This is a genomic window from Pseudomonas sp. NFXW11, assembly GCF_049887815.1.
Taxonomy (GTDB): Bacteria; Pseudomonadota; Gammaproteobacteria; order Pseudomonadales; family Pseudomonadaceae; genus Aquipseudomonas.
Genome location: NZ_JAGEKI010000023.1, coordinates 36,112 through 49,096, shown reverse-complemented (window position 1 = coordinate 49,096; position 12,985 = coordinate 36,112). Strand labels below are relative to the sequence as shown.

At 64.9% G+C, this 12,985-nt stretch carries 15 protein-coding genes; 2 read left to right on the top strand and 13 right to left on the bottom strand.

The genetic code is table 11. From position 1 onward, the window contains the following. Window positions 1–58: 58 nt before the first annotated feature. The 7 genes from J4P02_RS27255 to J4P02_RS27225 form a co-directional block, all read right to left on the bottom strand. Entirely contained in the window at window positions 59–1,561 is a 1,503-nt protein-coding gene (locus J4P02_RS27255) for a YdgA family protein (RefSeq protein ID WP_426196224.1), read from the bottom strand. A gap of 156 nt (window positions 1,562–1,717) precedes the next feature. Beyond that, a complete protein-coding gene (locus J4P02_RS27250; protein ID WP_426196222.1) occupies window positions 1,718–2,353 on the bottom strand; it encodes an NADH:ubiquinone oxidoreductase subunit N in 636 nt (211 codons plus the stop codon). 93 nt (window positions 2,354–2,446) lie between these two features. Then, window positions 2,447–3,895 (bottom strand): efflux transporter outer membrane subunit, encoded by a 1,449-nt coding sequence (locus J4P02_RS27245; RefSeq protein ID WP_426196220.1) that lies wholly within the window; start codon window positions 3,893–3,895, stop codon window positions 2,447–2,449. Further along, window positions 3,892–4,782, bottom strand: coding sequence for an efflux RND transporter periplasmic adaptor subunit (locus J4P02_RS27240; RefSeq protein ID WP_426196218.1), 891 nt, complete (start codon window positions 4,780–4,782; stop codon window positions 3,892–3,894). The genes J4P02_RS27245 and J4P02_RS27240 overlap by 4 nt, the downstream gene beginning before the upstream one ends. Beyond that, window positions 4,779–4,988: a DUF1656 domain-containing protein gene (locus J4P02_RS27235; protein ID WP_426196216.1), complete on the bottom strand. Its 210-nt coding sequence runs from the start codon at window positions 4,986–4,988 to the stop codon at window positions 4,779–4,781. The genes J4P02_RS27240 and J4P02_RS27235 overlap by 4 nt, the downstream gene beginning before the upstream one ends. Further along, window positions 4,985–7,072 (bottom strand): FUSC family protein, encoded by a 2,088-nt coding sequence (locus J4P02_RS27230; protein ID WP_426196214.1) that lies wholly within the window; start codon window positions 7,070–7,072, stop codon window positions 4,985–4,987. The genes J4P02_RS27235 and J4P02_RS27230 overlap by 4 nt, the downstream gene beginning before the upstream one ends. Next, window positions 7,069–7,497 carry a MarR family winged helix-turn-helix transcriptional regulator gene (locus J4P02_RS27225; RefSeq protein ID WP_426196212.1) on the bottom strand — a complete coding sequence of 143 codons (429 nt, stop codon included), beginning with the start codon at window positions 7,495–7,497 and terminating at the stop codon, window positions 7,069–7,071. Before J4P02_RS27225 ends, J4P02_RS27230 begins: the two co-directional genes overlap by 4 nt. Before the next feature lie 199 nt (window positions 7,498–7,696). Here J4P02_RS27225 and J4P02_RS27220 point away from each other — a divergent pair, with 199 nt between their 5' ends. Both J4P02_RS27220 and J4P02_RS27215 read left to right on the top strand, forming a co-directional pair. After that, window positions 7,697–7,975, top strand: coding sequence for an antitoxin of toxin-antitoxin stability system (locus tag J4P02_RS27220; protein WP_426196210.1), 279 nt, complete (start codon window positions 7,697–7,699; stop codon window positions 7,973–7,975). Further along, window positions 7,966–8,259, top strand: coding sequence for a type II toxin-antitoxin system RelE/ParE family toxin (locus tag J4P02_RS27215; protein WP_426196208.1), 294 nt, complete (start codon window positions 7,966–7,968; stop codon window positions 8,257–8,259). Before J4P02_RS27220 ends, J4P02_RS27215 begins: the two co-directional genes overlap by 10 nt. Here J4P02_RS27215 and J4P02_RS27210 read toward each other — a convergent pair. The 6 genes from J4P02_RS27210 to J4P02_RS27185 form a co-directional block, all read right to left on the bottom strand. Next, window positions 8,256–8,501 carry a DUF2789 domain-containing protein gene (locus J4P02_RS27210; RefSeq protein WP_426196206.1) on the bottom strand — a complete coding sequence of 82 codons (246 nt, stop codon included), beginning with the start codon at window positions 8,499–8,501 and terminating at the stop codon, window positions 8,256–8,258. The genes J4P02_RS27215 and J4P02_RS27210 overlap by 4 nt on opposite strands. 15 nt (window positions 8,502–8,516) lie before the next feature. Continuing rightward, window positions 8,517–8,978 (bottom strand): aminoacyl-tRNA deacylase, encoded by a 462-nt coding sequence (locus J4P02_RS27205; protein WP_426196204.1) that lies wholly within the window; start codon window positions 8,976–8,978, stop codon window positions 8,517–8,519. Between the two features lie 107 nt (window positions 8,979–9,085). After that, window positions 9,086–10,039, bottom strand: a complete 954-nt coding sequence (locus J4P02_RS27200) for a sulfotransferase family protein (protein ID WP_426196202.1) — start codon at window positions 10,037–10,039, stop codon at window positions 9,086–9,088. Beyond that, on the bottom strand, window positions 10,027–10,815 hold the full coding sequence (locus J4P02_RS27195) for an aspartyl/asparaginyl beta-hydroxylase domain-containing protein (protein WP_426196200.1): 789 nt from the start codon (window positions 10,813–10,815) through the stop codon (window positions 10,027–10,029). The genes J4P02_RS27200 and J4P02_RS27195 overlap by 13 nt, the downstream gene beginning before the upstream one ends. Next, window positions 10,812–11,417 (bottom strand): adenylyl-sulfate kinase, encoded by a 606-nt coding sequence (gene cysC / locus J4P02_RS27190; RefSeq protein WP_426196197.1) that lies wholly within the window; start codon window positions 11,415–11,417, stop codon window positions 10,812–10,814. The genes J4P02_RS27195 and cysC overlap by 4 nt, the downstream gene beginning before the upstream one ends. Next, window positions 11,401–12,915, bottom strand: coding sequence for a TolC family protein (locus tag J4P02_RS27185; protein ID WP_426196195.1), 1,515 nt, complete (start codon window positions 12,913–12,915; stop codon window positions 11,401–11,403). The genes cysC and J4P02_RS27185 overlap by 17 nt, the downstream gene beginning before the upstream one ends. Between the last annotated feature and the right edge of the window lie 70 nt (window positions 12,916–12,985).

Genomic DNA, 12,985 nt, shown 5'->3' with positions numbered 1-12,985 from the left:
CACACAGATCCGGGCGTCGAGATTGCAGCACGCAGGTCGCCGGGCGACCCTGGAAACCTTATTGCATGGCGCCGGCACCGCCCAGTTTGCTCATGACAAAACCAACGAACTGTTCGACGGTCATTTTCTGACCATTGAAATTCACTTCATTGTTGGCGTAGTGCAGGTTCGACACCACGTTATTGCCTTCGAGTTTCGCCAACTGGGTGGCCAGGGCCATGGCACTGAGCATTTCCGCGGTGGCGGCGCTCTGCTCGGCAATCAGTTTGACATCGGTCAGGCCTTCGGCCTGGGCCTGCATGGCGGCCACGTCCGCCAGCATCGGCTTGGACAGCAACAACTTGGCGTCCAGCTGGCTGATCAGTTGCTTGCCCAGCTCCGCCGGAGGCAGTTCCAGGTTCTGCGGCTTGGCCAGGTCCAGGCTCAGGCTGAAACGGCTTTCGCCGCTGCCGGTCTTCAGGGCCAGGCTTTCCAGGGCGATTTGCGGCCTGGCGGCCAGGACCTTGTTCACCGCCTCGCGGACCTTGACCTGCTCGCTATCGCTCATTTGCAGTTCCGGAGCCGACTCGCCCTGGGCCGCGGCCTCGGTAGCGGCCTTCTGATATGGCTGCAACACGGTCTGGTAGACCTGCATCAACTCAAGCATGCCCTGGCTGTCGAGGTTCTTCATGCTCCAGAGCATCTCGGCCGAACCCACGGCCTTGCCGTCGAAGGTGATCTCGCCCACCCGGTAATCGGCACGGCCATTCACGTTGCTGCCGGACTCTTCGGTGGAGGTCTTCTGCTCGAAGTTCTTCAGGGTCAGCACCGACTGCTTGTCGCCGAAAGTGGCCTTGGTGCCAGCCAGCTCCAGGGTGTTTTGCCCCAGGTAGTAGCCGAAGCTGCTCTTGCTCAGGTTGCTGGCCAGGGTCAGGCCGTTGATTTCCAGCTTGCCCGGAGCCCGGTCCGGCGCGCTGAGCGCCAGGCTCAGGCTGTCCATATAGCCGTCGACCTTGGCTTTCTGGCGGTTATCGCTAACCGCGATATTGAGCTTCATGCCGGAGAACTTGAGGCTCGACTCCTGGTCCAGGGCCAGTTCCATCGGCGCGAATTCCAAGTTGCCTTCGGCAGACAGGTCGTAGCCGATATTGACGTCGCCCTTGAAGGGCACGGCGCCCTTGGTGGCGGCGAACCACTTATCGGTCTGCGAGGTATTTTCCAGCTCGTAGTGGCTGGCCACCATCACCGGCAGCCACTTCAGGCGAACCAGGCGCGAGAACGGCAGCGGGCCGTGCTCCATGCGATCGGTGACCAAGAGCTCCAGGTCACCGTGGAACACCTCGCCCTGGCCCTTGAGGCGGTAATGCGCGGTGCTGCTGAACAGGCCACGGTCCAGGGACACCAGCTCCAGGGTCGCGGTGGCGTCATAGCCAAGCAGCGCGGCTTGCAGCTCCTTGTTGCTTTCGACGATCTGCTGCTGCAGAACCCCTTCCAGCTTGGTGCCGGTGTACCAGGCACCGCCGACACTGATGGCCCCCACTGCGACGACGATTCCTAACAGTACGCCTGCTGATTTATTCATGTCTGACCCGATTGCTATCCATTGTTTGAAGGTGTGCTGGTCTTCCCTGAACCCATATCGGGTCGCGGCTCGACTCCGCGTAAAAACCGGCGAAGGTTACCGCAAGCAGCCAACGCCAAGCCACAAGCTTCTAGCTCCAAGCTTGCGGCGCGCCGTTTAGGAGTATTCAAGCTCCAGCGCATCGAGTTGGTGGTCGAAGCTCTTGAGGCGGGCGCTCCAGGTGTAGACCAGCACCTCGAAGTCTCGGTCGATCACCGCGTTGTTGCCCCGGGACTCGCCACGGGGGTCGCAGAAGTCCAGCTGGTAGCGCTCTCGGGCCATGGCGGTGGCGACATCCGACAGCTCCCGGGCATTGCTCGACCAGTGGTGGCCGTCATCCGCCTGCTTATCCAGCAGCACGCACTGCTTCTTCAGGGCTTCCAGGCTCTTTTCCAGGGGGGTGCCGGTGAGTTCGCCCATGACTTCGGCGAAGGTTCGCCCCGGCTGCCAGTAACTGCCCCAGAAATAGCGGTCGAACACGGTTTCAACCCGGCGCAGGGCCACCTTGGTGTCCCAGATCACCACCAGGGTCTTGCTCTGCTCGAGCTGCTTTCTCTTGATTTTCTGGCTTTGGAAGGAGGCCCAGGCCACCACGCCAATGGCCATCACCGCGATCAACGCGCTGGCGCTGTCGAGGAACACCATAGCTCGGTCGATCTGATGGGCCAGCATGATGCCGTAGAAATAGGTGGCGGACAGCAATACCAGTGCGCAGAGCGCGCACCAGAAGCCCGGTGCATAAGGGTTTTTCATTATTGGAATCCCCGTGACCATCACATGCCTTGATCGACTGCCAAGCCTGTTGCACGCAGTATTTTGGCAGTTGATCAAAGCATAGCAACGGCCTCAGGGTTGCGTGGCTGGCGAGCCTTGCGTTCGTCCGCTTTCCCAGCCGCCCCCCAGGGCCAGGAACAAATCGATCTGGCTCATGGCCACCTGGGTATTGGCTGCCGCCAGTTGCGCACGCATATCGGTGTAGGTGCGGGTGGCTTGCAGGTCGGCGAGGAACGACGCACGCCCGGCCTGGAAGAAACGATGGGTCTGGTCGGCGGCCAACTGCGCCGACTGCTCGGCGTCCGCCAGGGCCTCGCGACGCTGCAACTGGGCGCTGTACTGGGCCAGGCCGGTCTGGGTTTCACGGATGGCGTTGAGCACCACACCGTCGAAATGCGCCAGGGCGCCCTGGCTCGCGGCCTCGGCCTGGTGAATGCGCTCGCGAGCGCCATTGGCCGGTACCGTCCAGCTGATCAGGGGGCCGAACCCCCAGCGATTGGTGGAGGCCTTGCCGAGGTTGTCGAGGAGGCCCACGGTGCCCACCGTGGCGCCAATGCTGATATCCGGATACAGGGCCCCGGTGGCCACGCCGATGCGCGCCGTGGCGGCCGCCAGCTGGCGCTCGGCCTGGCGCACGTCGGGACGGCGCTTGAGCAGCGCGGCACCATCGCCCACCGGCAACAACTGGGCGATATGCGGCAGCTCGGCGCAGCTGGCGGTGCCCGCGGGCAATTGCTCCAGTGGCTTGGCCAGCAACATCGACAGGCGGAACAGCCCCGACTGGCGCGCCGCCTCGTAGCGCGGCAACTCGGCGCGCAACGACTTGAACTGGGTCTGAGAGCGGGTGACCTGGGTTTCATCGCCACGCCCGGCATCTCGCAGGCGCTGGGTCAGCTCGGTGCTCTGGGCTTGCAGGCTCAGGGAATGCTCGGCGATCTCACGCTCTTCATTGGCCGCGCAAACTTGCGTATAGGCCCGCACCACATCCGCCACCAGGGTGATGCGCGCGATATCCGCCGCGGCCTGGGTGGCATCGGCATTGGCCTTGGCCGCCTCGATGCCCCGTTGCAGGGTGCCGAACAAGTCGAACTGATAAGAAGTGCTGATGGACAGGTTGCCGACATTGGCCACCGGTACTTTTTCCGGCAGCAGAAAGGCTTCGCCGGACTCCTGCAAGCGCTCGACCCCAGCCTTGACCCCACCGCTCCAGCCGCCAGCGGCCTGGGCTTCGTCCACCTGGGCCCGAGCCCGGGCCAGGTTGGCCGCAGCCACCCTCAAGTCGCTATTGGAAGCCAGGGCCTGCTGCACCAACTGGTCCAGGCGCGGGTCCCGGTACAGTCGCCACCAGTCGGCGGGCACCGGCGCCGAGAGCACATCAGCGCCCTTGCCGGCCAGTTCGCCCTGCAGGTCCTGGCGTTGCAGCGCGGCATCCTTGGGCACCTGGTAATCGGGGCCGACCATCTGGCAGGCCGACAGCAGCAGGCCGAGCCCGGCCAGGGCCAAACGTGCGCCGTGGTTCATTGCCCGGGCTCCCGCTTGGCCTGGTCATCGAGGATCGACACCGTGGCGGTACGTCCGGCGATCATGCGGAAATCCGCCGGCACTTCGTCGAAGGCGATGCGCACCGGTATCCGCTGGGCCAGGCGCACCCAGCTGAAGGCCGGGTTGACGTTGGGCAGCAGGTTGGAGCCGCTGCTGCGATCACGGTCCTCGATCCCGGCGACGATGCTTTCCACATGCCCGCGCAACCGCGCACGGTCGCCAATCACCCGGATATCCACGGCCTGGCCGATATGAATGCCGTCGAGCTTGGTTTCCTCGAAATAGCCGTCGATATGAAAGGAGTTGCTGTCCACCACCGACAGCACCGGGCGCCCGGCAGTGACGAATTCCTGGCTGCGTGGCGCACGGTCGTTGACGTAGCCGTCCACCGGGCTGCGCACCACCGAGCGCTCAAGGTTGAGCTGGGCGCTGTCCACCGCCACCTGGGCCTCGGCCAGCGCCGACTGGGCACGAGCCTCGCGGGACTGGCTTTCCTCCAACTGCTCGCGGGGCACCAGGTTGCCCAGGCCACGGTTGCGCTTGGCCTCGCGCTGGGCCTGGGCCAGGGTTTCCGCGCGGTCGGCCTGGGCGGCCTGGGCCTGGCGCAGGGCCAGCTTGAAGCGGTCCTGGTCGATGCTGAACAGCACCTGGCCACGTTTCACCCACTGGTTATCGCGCACTTCCACCAGCTGGATCAGCCCGGACACATCCGGGGCGATCTGCACGATGTCGGCGCGGATGTGCCCGTCCCGGGTCCAGGGCGCGAACATGTAGTACAGCACCATGCGCCACACCACCACGACCGCGAAGGTCACCACCAATAACGTCAGGACCACACGGCCGAGGGTCAATAAAGGTTTTTTCATGTCATCAGGTATCGACTGAGAGAGTCCACCACGCCCAGCAGCAGCGCGTAGAGACCCACGTTGAACAGCGCCCGGTGCCAGACCAGGCGGTAAAAGTGCAATCGCGTCAGCAACCCGTGCACCAGCAGGTACAAGCCATAGGTGATGCCCATCAGCACCAGCAGCGTGGGCAGGAACACCCCGCTGATATCCAGATCACCGATCATAGGGGCGCTCCATCGATGCCATGGGGAAGGGGTGGTTCAGGTTCGGCGCTACCGAGGAATTCCACCCCCGGCAGCAGGGCCAGGCGCAGGCCGCTGAGGGCGTGCAGCAGGTGCCGGCGGGTTTCGTCGTCGCCTTGCAGGCCCTGGCTGTCCAGGGCTCGACGGCTGCGGTCGAGGGTCATCAGCAGCGGGCTGGGCGCCGGCAGGCGTTCGCCGGCCTTGAGGCAGGCCTGGAAGTACTCGCCGACCTCGGCCACCACCTGGCGCAACAGGGCCTGGGCCAAACCCTTTACCCTCGGCGCGTAGGCCAGCAGGTCCAGCACATTGAGCGCCACCCGCAGCTCACGCAGGGCAGAGCCGGTGTCCTGGCCGGTGATGGCCAGGCGCGGCAGGTGCTGCATCAGCCGGTCGAGCATCTGCGCGCCCATGTGCCGGTGTTCGGCCAGGGTCGCGGTTTCCGAGAGGCCGACGATATCCTGCCAACTGAAACGGGTCAGGCGCTTGGCCGCCAGCTCCGCGCCAAAGGGCCGGGCGACCAGGGTCCAGATAAAGGCGAACAGCAAGCCCATGGGCCCGGCCAGATTGGAGTTGGCGAAGCTCAGGAAGTCCGCATCGTAGGCGCCCTGGATGCTGATGAAGGACGAGGTGTTGACGATGGTCAGGAGCATGCCCAGGTAGAAGCGCGGCTGTACCGTCAGGGTGCCGACGCAGATGAAGGGCACGGCAAAGGCCAGCACCAGCATCGGGAAGTCGTGCAGGTTGGGCAAGATCAGGAACAGGTAGAGGCTAGCGAACAGTACCGACAGCGCGGTCCAGAAGAAGAAGCGGTAGATCTGCGGTGCCGGGTCGTCCATGGAGGCGAAGAAGCTGCAGGCCACCGCCGCCAGGATCACCGCGCTGCCGCCATCGGTCCAGCCCAACAGAATCCACAGCAGCGAGGCGACGATGATTGCCAGGATGGTCGAGCCCACCGAGTACAGCATCAGCCCGCGGTCGAGGAACGGCGTCAGCCGGCCCAGCCGCCAGTGCCGGTACACCGCGCGCCAGGGCGCCTGGCTTTCGCTGTGGATGGCGTGTTGCAGGCTGCGGCAGTCCTGCCACAAGTCGATCCATTCACCGAGGCGATACAGGGCATTGGAGAACAGCAACTGGCGCCGGTCGTCCAGGGCCTCGGCGCTGGGCTGCAGGGCCTCGAGCTCGTCGCGCAGGGCCTGCCAGCGTTCCACCGAAGCGTCGCGGGCAGAGTCTTCCAGCCACTGATCGGCCTTGGCCAGCAGGGGCGCGAACTGCTCGACCAGTTCCGGGGTACGCCGCTCCAGGGCATACAGGGCATCGTCCAGGGCATCCACCACCGGCAACAGGTGGATCATCCGTCCGCGCAGCTCCTTGGTGTTGCGCACGGTCTGGGGGCGGGCGCCCTCATGGGGCAGTTGGCCAATCATCATTTCCAGGCTGTTGAAGGTGGCCACCATGGCGCCGCGCAAGGCGCTGATTTCTTCGGGCTGTACCTTGCGGGTGAGGAAACGCCGGCTGTAGGTGCTGGCATCGTCGAACCACTTGCCCGCCGTGCCGACGAACACCGGGGCCAGGCGCCGGGGCCAGAACATGCTGCCGATCACCGCCGCGCAGATGATGCCGAGGAAGATTTCCTCGGTCCGCGCCTCGGCCACATCCCATACCGCCAGGGGGTTGTCCACCACCGGCAGGGCGATCAGGGGCAGGGTGTAGCCGGCCAGCATCAGTGCGTAGTTGTTGGCGGTGCGCAGGTGCAGGGAAAGAAACAGCAGGGTACCGGTCCACAGGGCAATGATCAGCACCAGCAGGTAGGGGCTCTGCACGAACAGCGGCACGAACAGCACCGCCGCGCCCGCCCCGAGCAAGGTGCCGATGGCACGGTACAGGGCCTTGGAACTGGTGGGGCCGACGAAGGGGCTGGAGACGATGTACACCGTGGCCATGGCCCAATAGGGGCGAGGCATCTGCATCAGCATGGCGATGTACAGGGCGATCATCGACGCGGCGAAGGTGCGCACACCGTAGAACCAGTCCCGTGCGGGAGGCATATCGGAGAAAAAGCCTTTCAAGATGGCAGCACCGGCAAGTGGCTGGCGGACTCGAAGGCGCGGATCACCCGCAACGCCGCTTCCAGGTCGCTGCTGCTGATGCCTTCCAGCACCTCATGGCGCAGGCGCACCAGCTCGCCTTCCACTGCCTGCACCAGTTCACGGCCGCTGGTGGTCAGGCTCAGGCACTTGGCCCGGCGATCGTTGGGGTCCTCGCTGCGGCACACGTAGCCGGCGTGGCACAGCTGGTCCAACAGACGCACCAGGGACGGGCTCTCCATCCCCGCCGCCTGGGCTACCGTGACCTGGCGCACGCCCTCGCCCAGGCGCCCGATCATCAGCAGGGGCACCGCGCAGGCTTCGGAAATGCCAAAGCCGACCAGGGTGGTCTGGCAGATCCGCCGCCAATGTCGCGACGCGACCACCATGCCACTGCTGATGTTCATGTGGAGTGATTCAAGGGAGTTGGACACAAGACTGTTCGCACACTGTTAGTTTGCTAACTATCAATATGTCATTGACGGAATAATCCAGTCAAGTTTTGTAACAAATTCCGCAGCCGTGCCTATCGCTCGGTCGGCACTTGGTCCGAACGGGTATGCAAAACGTCTATACTTTTTCAACACTCGCCCCAGGAGATGCCCCATGCCCAAGCAAGCCGTCTTTACCTTGAAACTGGAAACCGAACTTCGCGATCAGTTCATGGCGGAAGCTGAAGCGGCCCATCGTCCCGCCTCGCAGATCGTGCGCGAGATGATGCGCGACTTCGTCCAGAAGCAGCAGCAATCCCGGGAATACGAGGCTTTTCTGCAGCAGAAAGTGCATCTGGCTCGGGCTTCGCTGGACGCCGGAAACGGCCGTGACCATGCAGAGGTCGAGGCAGAATTCGCCGCTCGCCGCGCCCAGGCAGTGAAATGGGAGTGAAGATCCTCTGGGCTCCCGAGGCCATACAGGACCGCACACATATCTGGGACTACCTGTATACCCTCAATCCTCGGGCGGCCAGGGAAATGGACGAGCGCTTCAGTGAGTGCGTCGAACACCTCGTCCACAACCCTCTCCTTGGCAACATCGGGTTGATCGAAGGCACTCGCGAGCTGATTCCTCACCCCAGCTACCGCCTGGTCTATCAGGTTGCCCAGGACAGCATCCAGATCCTGGCGCTGCTGCACACCGCACGCCAATGGCCGCCTCTGCCGAGCATCTAGCCCCCGCGCCCTCTCCTCAACAGCACATCCAGCTGGTCCACCACCTCCGCCCAATCGGCATCGTCGAGCACTTCATCGCGGAGGAAATCCGCCTGGCTCTTGTTCCAGAAGAAGGCATCCGCCAGATGCAGCTCCGGCTTGAGCGGCGAATGGGTGGCGATGAAGCGGTCGATGCTGACCGGGTCGTCGGCCAGCCCCAACTGCTTGAACAGGGCCGGCAGGTTGTGGGTCGGTGATTCCATGGTCGAGTTCCCCTTCTAATGACAGACTTCGCAGACCTCGGCGTTGGGCACCATCTTCAGGTACTGGGCCATGCTCATGTGCACCAGGTTGTGGTGATTGCCGGCTTCCAGGTAGATGTCTTTCTGCCGGGTCAGCAAGGGGTCGATGACCACGTCCAGCCCGTAGGATTCACCCAGGGCCGGCACCGCGCCGCGCTCGCAATCGTTGAACAGGTAGGCCAGGGTACTTTCCCGGGTGATCTGCCACTCGCTGCTGCCGCGCACCTTGCTCAGGTCCAGGTGCCGGCTGGCGGGTAGCACCGCCATCAGGTAACGGCCGTGGTGATCGTCGAGGATCACCGACTTGGCTACCCGCTCCGCCGGCACCCCGGCGACCCGCGCCGTTTCCAGGCTGCTGGCCGAGTGCGGATGGGTGACCAGATCAAACTCGCAATGGGCTTGCTCCAGGCTGTGTTGCACGGTTTTTGCCATACGCATGATGCACCTCGGTGCCCCGTACCCGGGGACAGGACTGTGGCTCCTGATGCAAGTCTAGGCCGGCGCCGGACGCCTGCCGGACAAACTTCCAAACGGTGTGCGGGCACTCAGGCGCTGCCCAGGCGCCGGCGTTCCAGGCGCTCATAGGGCCCTCGGGCCCAGCGCTGCACCTGCTCGATCAGGGCCGCCGAGGCGGCCTGGCGCTTGTCCTCGGAATCGCCGTGAAAAGCTTGCTCCGGCTGCTTGGCATGCCAGGAGCTACAGGCCAGTGCCCGGCTGCGCTGGGCCTGGGAGAGGCCGAGGAAATCCCCCAGGCGGCCGTCCATGGCCGCTGGCAGCTCCTGGTAGTTGAGCAGCAGGCCAGCGTGCTCGCGGCTGTGATCGAAGCCCCGTTGCAGCAACCGGCCAAGGCGTCGGGCGATATAGCTTTCGCGCTCGCCAGAGGGTTCGGAGTCGAGCGCGCTGGGGCCGATCAGGCCCGGCACCATGTGCATCCCCGGGCGACGCAGGTGGGAAACGGCAATCTCCAGTGGATCGCGATAAAGAAACAACCAGGGGGTACTCGGGAAGCACTGGCGCAACCAGGGCAGTTCGCCGATGTTCCAGGCGTCGAGCTTGACCACCAGCTGCGATTCGCCCCCGCGCCGGGGTTGTCCATAGGCGCTGAGCAGCCCCCGGAGCGCCATCTGTCGCTGTGCAACACTCAGCTCGCCGCGCAGCAGGCTGTCCAGCGGCGGCGGTTCCGAGATCACGATATGGCTCTCGAGCTGCGCCAGCATCTGACTCACCAGGGTCGAGCCACAGCGCGACGCATGGAAGATGAACAGGCCAGGGCTCAGCCCCGGGCTTTGCAGGCGCCATTGATCCAGGGTCGCCAGCGGCGTTTCGCGACGCAGGGCCTGGTTGAACGGCAAGCGCAGGGCCTGCTCCACCGCATCGCGAAAGAATGGCTGGGTCAGCGCTTGCTCGCCGAACCAGCACCAGTCGACACGCCAGTCCAGCTCCGGCTCCGCCCGCCAGATGCGGATCGGCAGCCAGCCTTGCAGGTTCAGAGCAGCCATTGCTGTTGCCATTGGCGGCGTCCTCGGGACATGGCCGAACGCACTTCATCGGCATCGAATAACCAACCGCGCTCGGCCGCCAGCTCCAGGCTCAAGGCGATAAAGGCCTGGGTATCGGTCTCGGCCTGCAAGCGGCGGCACAACTGCGGGTCTTGCGTGACCCATTGACGGAACGCGGCAAAAGCCTCGGCGGCCTGCCCGTTCCCCGGTGTCGGCGTAGTGGCAACTCCGTCGCGGATCGCCTGTTCCAGCCAGGGCCCGGGACGACAGTCGAGCACCAGGTGGATGCGCTCGACGCTATCGGCATTGCTCACGCTATGGGGTCGCGCCAGGTCCAGGAACCAGCACTCGCCCGCGGCCAACGGCATACGCTGGCCGTCCAGCATGAAGTCCACTGCCGGCGGGCTCAGCAGGGGCACGTGCAGGCGCAGGTCGGCCTGTTCGCCCGACAGGTCGGGGTCGCAATGCTCAAGAATCCGGCTGCCGGGCCCCAGCCGCAGCAAGCGTGCGCTCACCAGTTCCACCGCCAGGGGCTGCAAGGCCCGCTGCCAGCGCGGTTCATCGCACCAGGCCGGGCGTTGCAACGGCACCTGGCGCCCGGGGGCCAGGCCAACCGCATCGGCGGCGCTGATCAGCGCCACGCCGCTCCATTGCCCCAGGTAATAGTCGTGATTGAAATGCTCCTGCCAGTGATCGGCATCCACCCCGGCCAGGGCCTCCAGCAACAGCACCAGATCCAGCTGCACCGGCAGACGCGAATAGGCCGGACGGTTCATGGCCCTGACAACACCCGGCTCTCGCCGAGCCAGGCCAGCAGTTGTTCGAGGCAGGTGGCCACCGGTTGCCCGCCCGTGTCCAGCTCCAGGGCGGCGGCCGGCGGTGCTTCATAGGGTGCCGAAATACCGGTGAAGGCCGGCAACTCGCCACGCCGCGCGCGGGCGTAGTGGCCCTTAGGGTCACGCTGTTCGCAGACCGCCAGGGAAGCGCTGCACCAGACCTCGTGATAATCCTCGCCGAGGCGCCGGGCGAAGATCTCCCGCAGCTCGATAAGGGGCGCGATCAACGCCAGGATCACGATCTGCCCGTTGTCCACCAGCAACGCCGCCAGCTCGCTGACCCGGCGAATGTTCTCCTGGCGCTCGGCAACGCTGAACCCCAGGTCGCTGTTCAGGCCGCTGCGCAGGGCATCGCCATCGAGCACCAGGCTTTGCGCACCACGCCGGAACAGCTCGGCCTGCAGCGCCTGGGCCAGGGTCGACTTGCCCGCGGCCGGCAACCCGGTCAGGAGGATCGCCGCGCCGCGATGGCCGTTGCGCCCCTCCCGTTGCCCGCGACTGATGCTGGCCTGGGGCGCCACCAGGTTACTGGGCTGGGGCATGGCTCGCCGGTACCGTGATATTGCCCGCCGCCCACTGCGCCTCACGGCTGGCCAGGGCGCTGGCAATGGTTTGCACCTGGGTCGATTGCAGTTGGTCCGGCAGTGGGTCGAGCCCGGCACTGGCGAAGATCTGCCCATAGGCATTGCGCAGGTCGGCATAGGCCAGGTCGCGCCGCAGATCGGCTTGCAGGGTGTTGAGCTCACCCTGGATCAGGTCCAGCTCGCCAATACCCGCCGCCTCGTGGCGGTTACGCAGTTGGCCGACGATCTGCCCATCGATCTCGGCCAGTTGCTGGTTGGTCTGGAACTGGCGCAAGGCGTCGCGGTAGTTGGCATTGGCCACATACAGCTGCGCCAGCACGGCGATCGACATGGCCTGGCGCCGCGCGGCAGCGACTTCCTCACCGGCCTTGGCCACATCGATGGCCGCTGGCGCGGAAATCACGTTGAACAGGTTCCAGGTGACCTTGACCCCATAATCGGCCCACTTGTCGTTGACCAGGAACGAGTTGCTGTCGTAATGCCCGCCGGCGGAGAACTCCAGGCCCGGCAGCAGGCGCAGCATGGCCTTGCGGGTCTCCGCGGAACTGATGCGGGTCTGGTAGTCCTGCTCGCGCAGTTCCGGGCGGCTGGCCAGGGCTTCCTGTTCCAGCCGACGCAAATCGACCTTGAGTTCGGGAATCGGATAGTCATCGCTGGTGGCCAGGGTCAGCTCAGTGCCCAGGGGCAGGTTGATCAGGGTCGCCAGTTCGGTCTTGGCCAGGGACAGCGCCCGGCGCTGCTCCTCGAGTTGGCGGGTGGCCTCGATCAGGGCGCGCTGGTAGCCCAGGGCCTGGACCGGATCGCCAATGCGCTGGTCGCTCATTTTCTGGCTGTTGCCCCGCGCCACCTCGACCCGCGCCATCAGGCTGTCGATCTGCTTGAGCAGGCGCTCGGCCGCCACCGCCCGCCAATAGGCCGAACGCACGTCCTGGACAATGGTGTTGATCACCTTGCGCCGGCGCTCCTGGACAATCAGCCGCTGGTCACCCTGCTGCTTGGCGCTGATATAGCTGACGCCGAAGTCGAGCACGTTCCACACCATGGTCAGGTCGGCGACGTTGCGGTCGCGGTCCTGGGAGGTCGAAGGTTCCAGGGACTGGGTACCGGTGCGCACGCTCTGGCTACTGGAAGCACTGATGTTGTTACGCCCGGCATAACCCGCCGAAAGCGCCATGCGCGGCAGCATGTCGAAGCTGGCCAGGTCCAGCTGCCGCTTGGCCAGGGCTTCCTCCATGATCTTCAGCCGGCCTTCGAGGTTGTATTTCACGGCCCGGGCCATGGCCTGGTGCAAGGTCAGGGGCCCGCTGAGGGGTTCCTGACCCTGGTACATATGCTGCAGATCGGTTTTCGCCCGCTGTTCGCTAACACTGCGATCGATCGGCTGACTGGTGACGGCACAACCACTGACCATCAGCGCCAGCAAGCTGACACTGAACCACCTTTGACTCTTTTTCATCCCTAGCCCCGCCCCTGAGTCCTACTTGCTTTTTATGTGCGCCGACCATCGGGTCGGCGCAGATGTTCGA

Excerpts from the sequence above, each read along its gene's own strand:
- J4P02_RS27225 (WP_426196212.1), bottom strand. The coding sequence starts at position 7,497 with ATGAACATCAGCAGTGGCATGGTGGTCGCGTCGCGACATTGGCGGCGG.
- J4P02_RS27200 (WP_426196202.1), bottom strand. The coding sequence starts at position 10,039 with ATGGCTGCTCTGAACCTGCAAGGCTGGCTGCCGATCCGCATCTGGCGG.
- J4P02_RS27220 (WP_426196210.1), top strand. The coding sequence starts at position 7,697 with ATGCCCAAGCAAGCCGTCTTTACCTTGAAACTGGAAACCGAACTTCGC.
- J4P02_RS27250 (WP_426196222.1), bottom strand. The coding sequence starts at position 2,353 with ATGAAAAACCCTTATGCACCGGGCTTCTGGTGCGCGCTCTGCGCACTG.
- cysC (WP_426196197.1), bottom strand. The coding sequence starts at position 11,417 with ATGCCCCAGCCCAGTAACCTGGTGGCGCCCCAGGCCAGCATCAGTCGC.
- J4P02_RS27240 (WP_426196218.1), bottom strand. The coding sequence starts at position 4,782 with ATGAAAAAACCTTTATTGACCCTCGGCCGTGTGGTCCTGACGTTATTG.
- J4P02_RS27210 (WP_426196206.1), bottom strand. The coding sequence starts at position 8,501 with ATGGAATCACCGACCCACAACCTGCCGGCCCTGTTCAAGCAGTTGGGG.
- J4P02_RS27195 (WP_426196200.1), bottom strand. The coding sequence starts at position 10,815 with ATGAACCGTCCGGCCTATTCGCGTCTGCCGGTGCAGCTGGATCTGGTG.
- J4P02_RS27235 (WP_426196216.1), bottom strand. The coding sequence starts at position 4,988 with ATGATCGGTGATCTGGATATCAGCGGGGTGTTCCTGCCCACGCTGCTG.
- J4P02_RS27185 (WP_426196195.1), bottom strand. The coding sequence starts at position 12,915 with ATGAAAAAGAGTCAAAGGTGGTTCAGTGTCAGCTTGCTGGCGCTGATG.
- J4P02_RS27245 (WP_426196220.1), bottom strand. The coding sequence starts at position 3,895 with ATGAACCACGGCGCACGTTTGGCCCTGGCCGGGCTCGGCCTGCTGCTG.
- J4P02_RS27255 (WP_426196224.1), bottom strand. The coding sequence starts at position 1,561 with ATGAATAAATCAGCAGGCGTACTGTTAGGAATCGTCGTCGCAGTGGGG.
- J4P02_RS27215 (WP_426196208.1), top strand. The coding sequence starts at position 7,966 with ATGGGAGTGAAGATCCTCTGGGCTCCCGAGGCCATACAGGACCGCACA.
- J4P02_RS27205 (WP_426196204.1), bottom strand. The coding sequence starts at position 8,978 with ATGCGTATGGCAAAAACCGTGCAACACAGCCTGGAGCAAGCCCATTGC.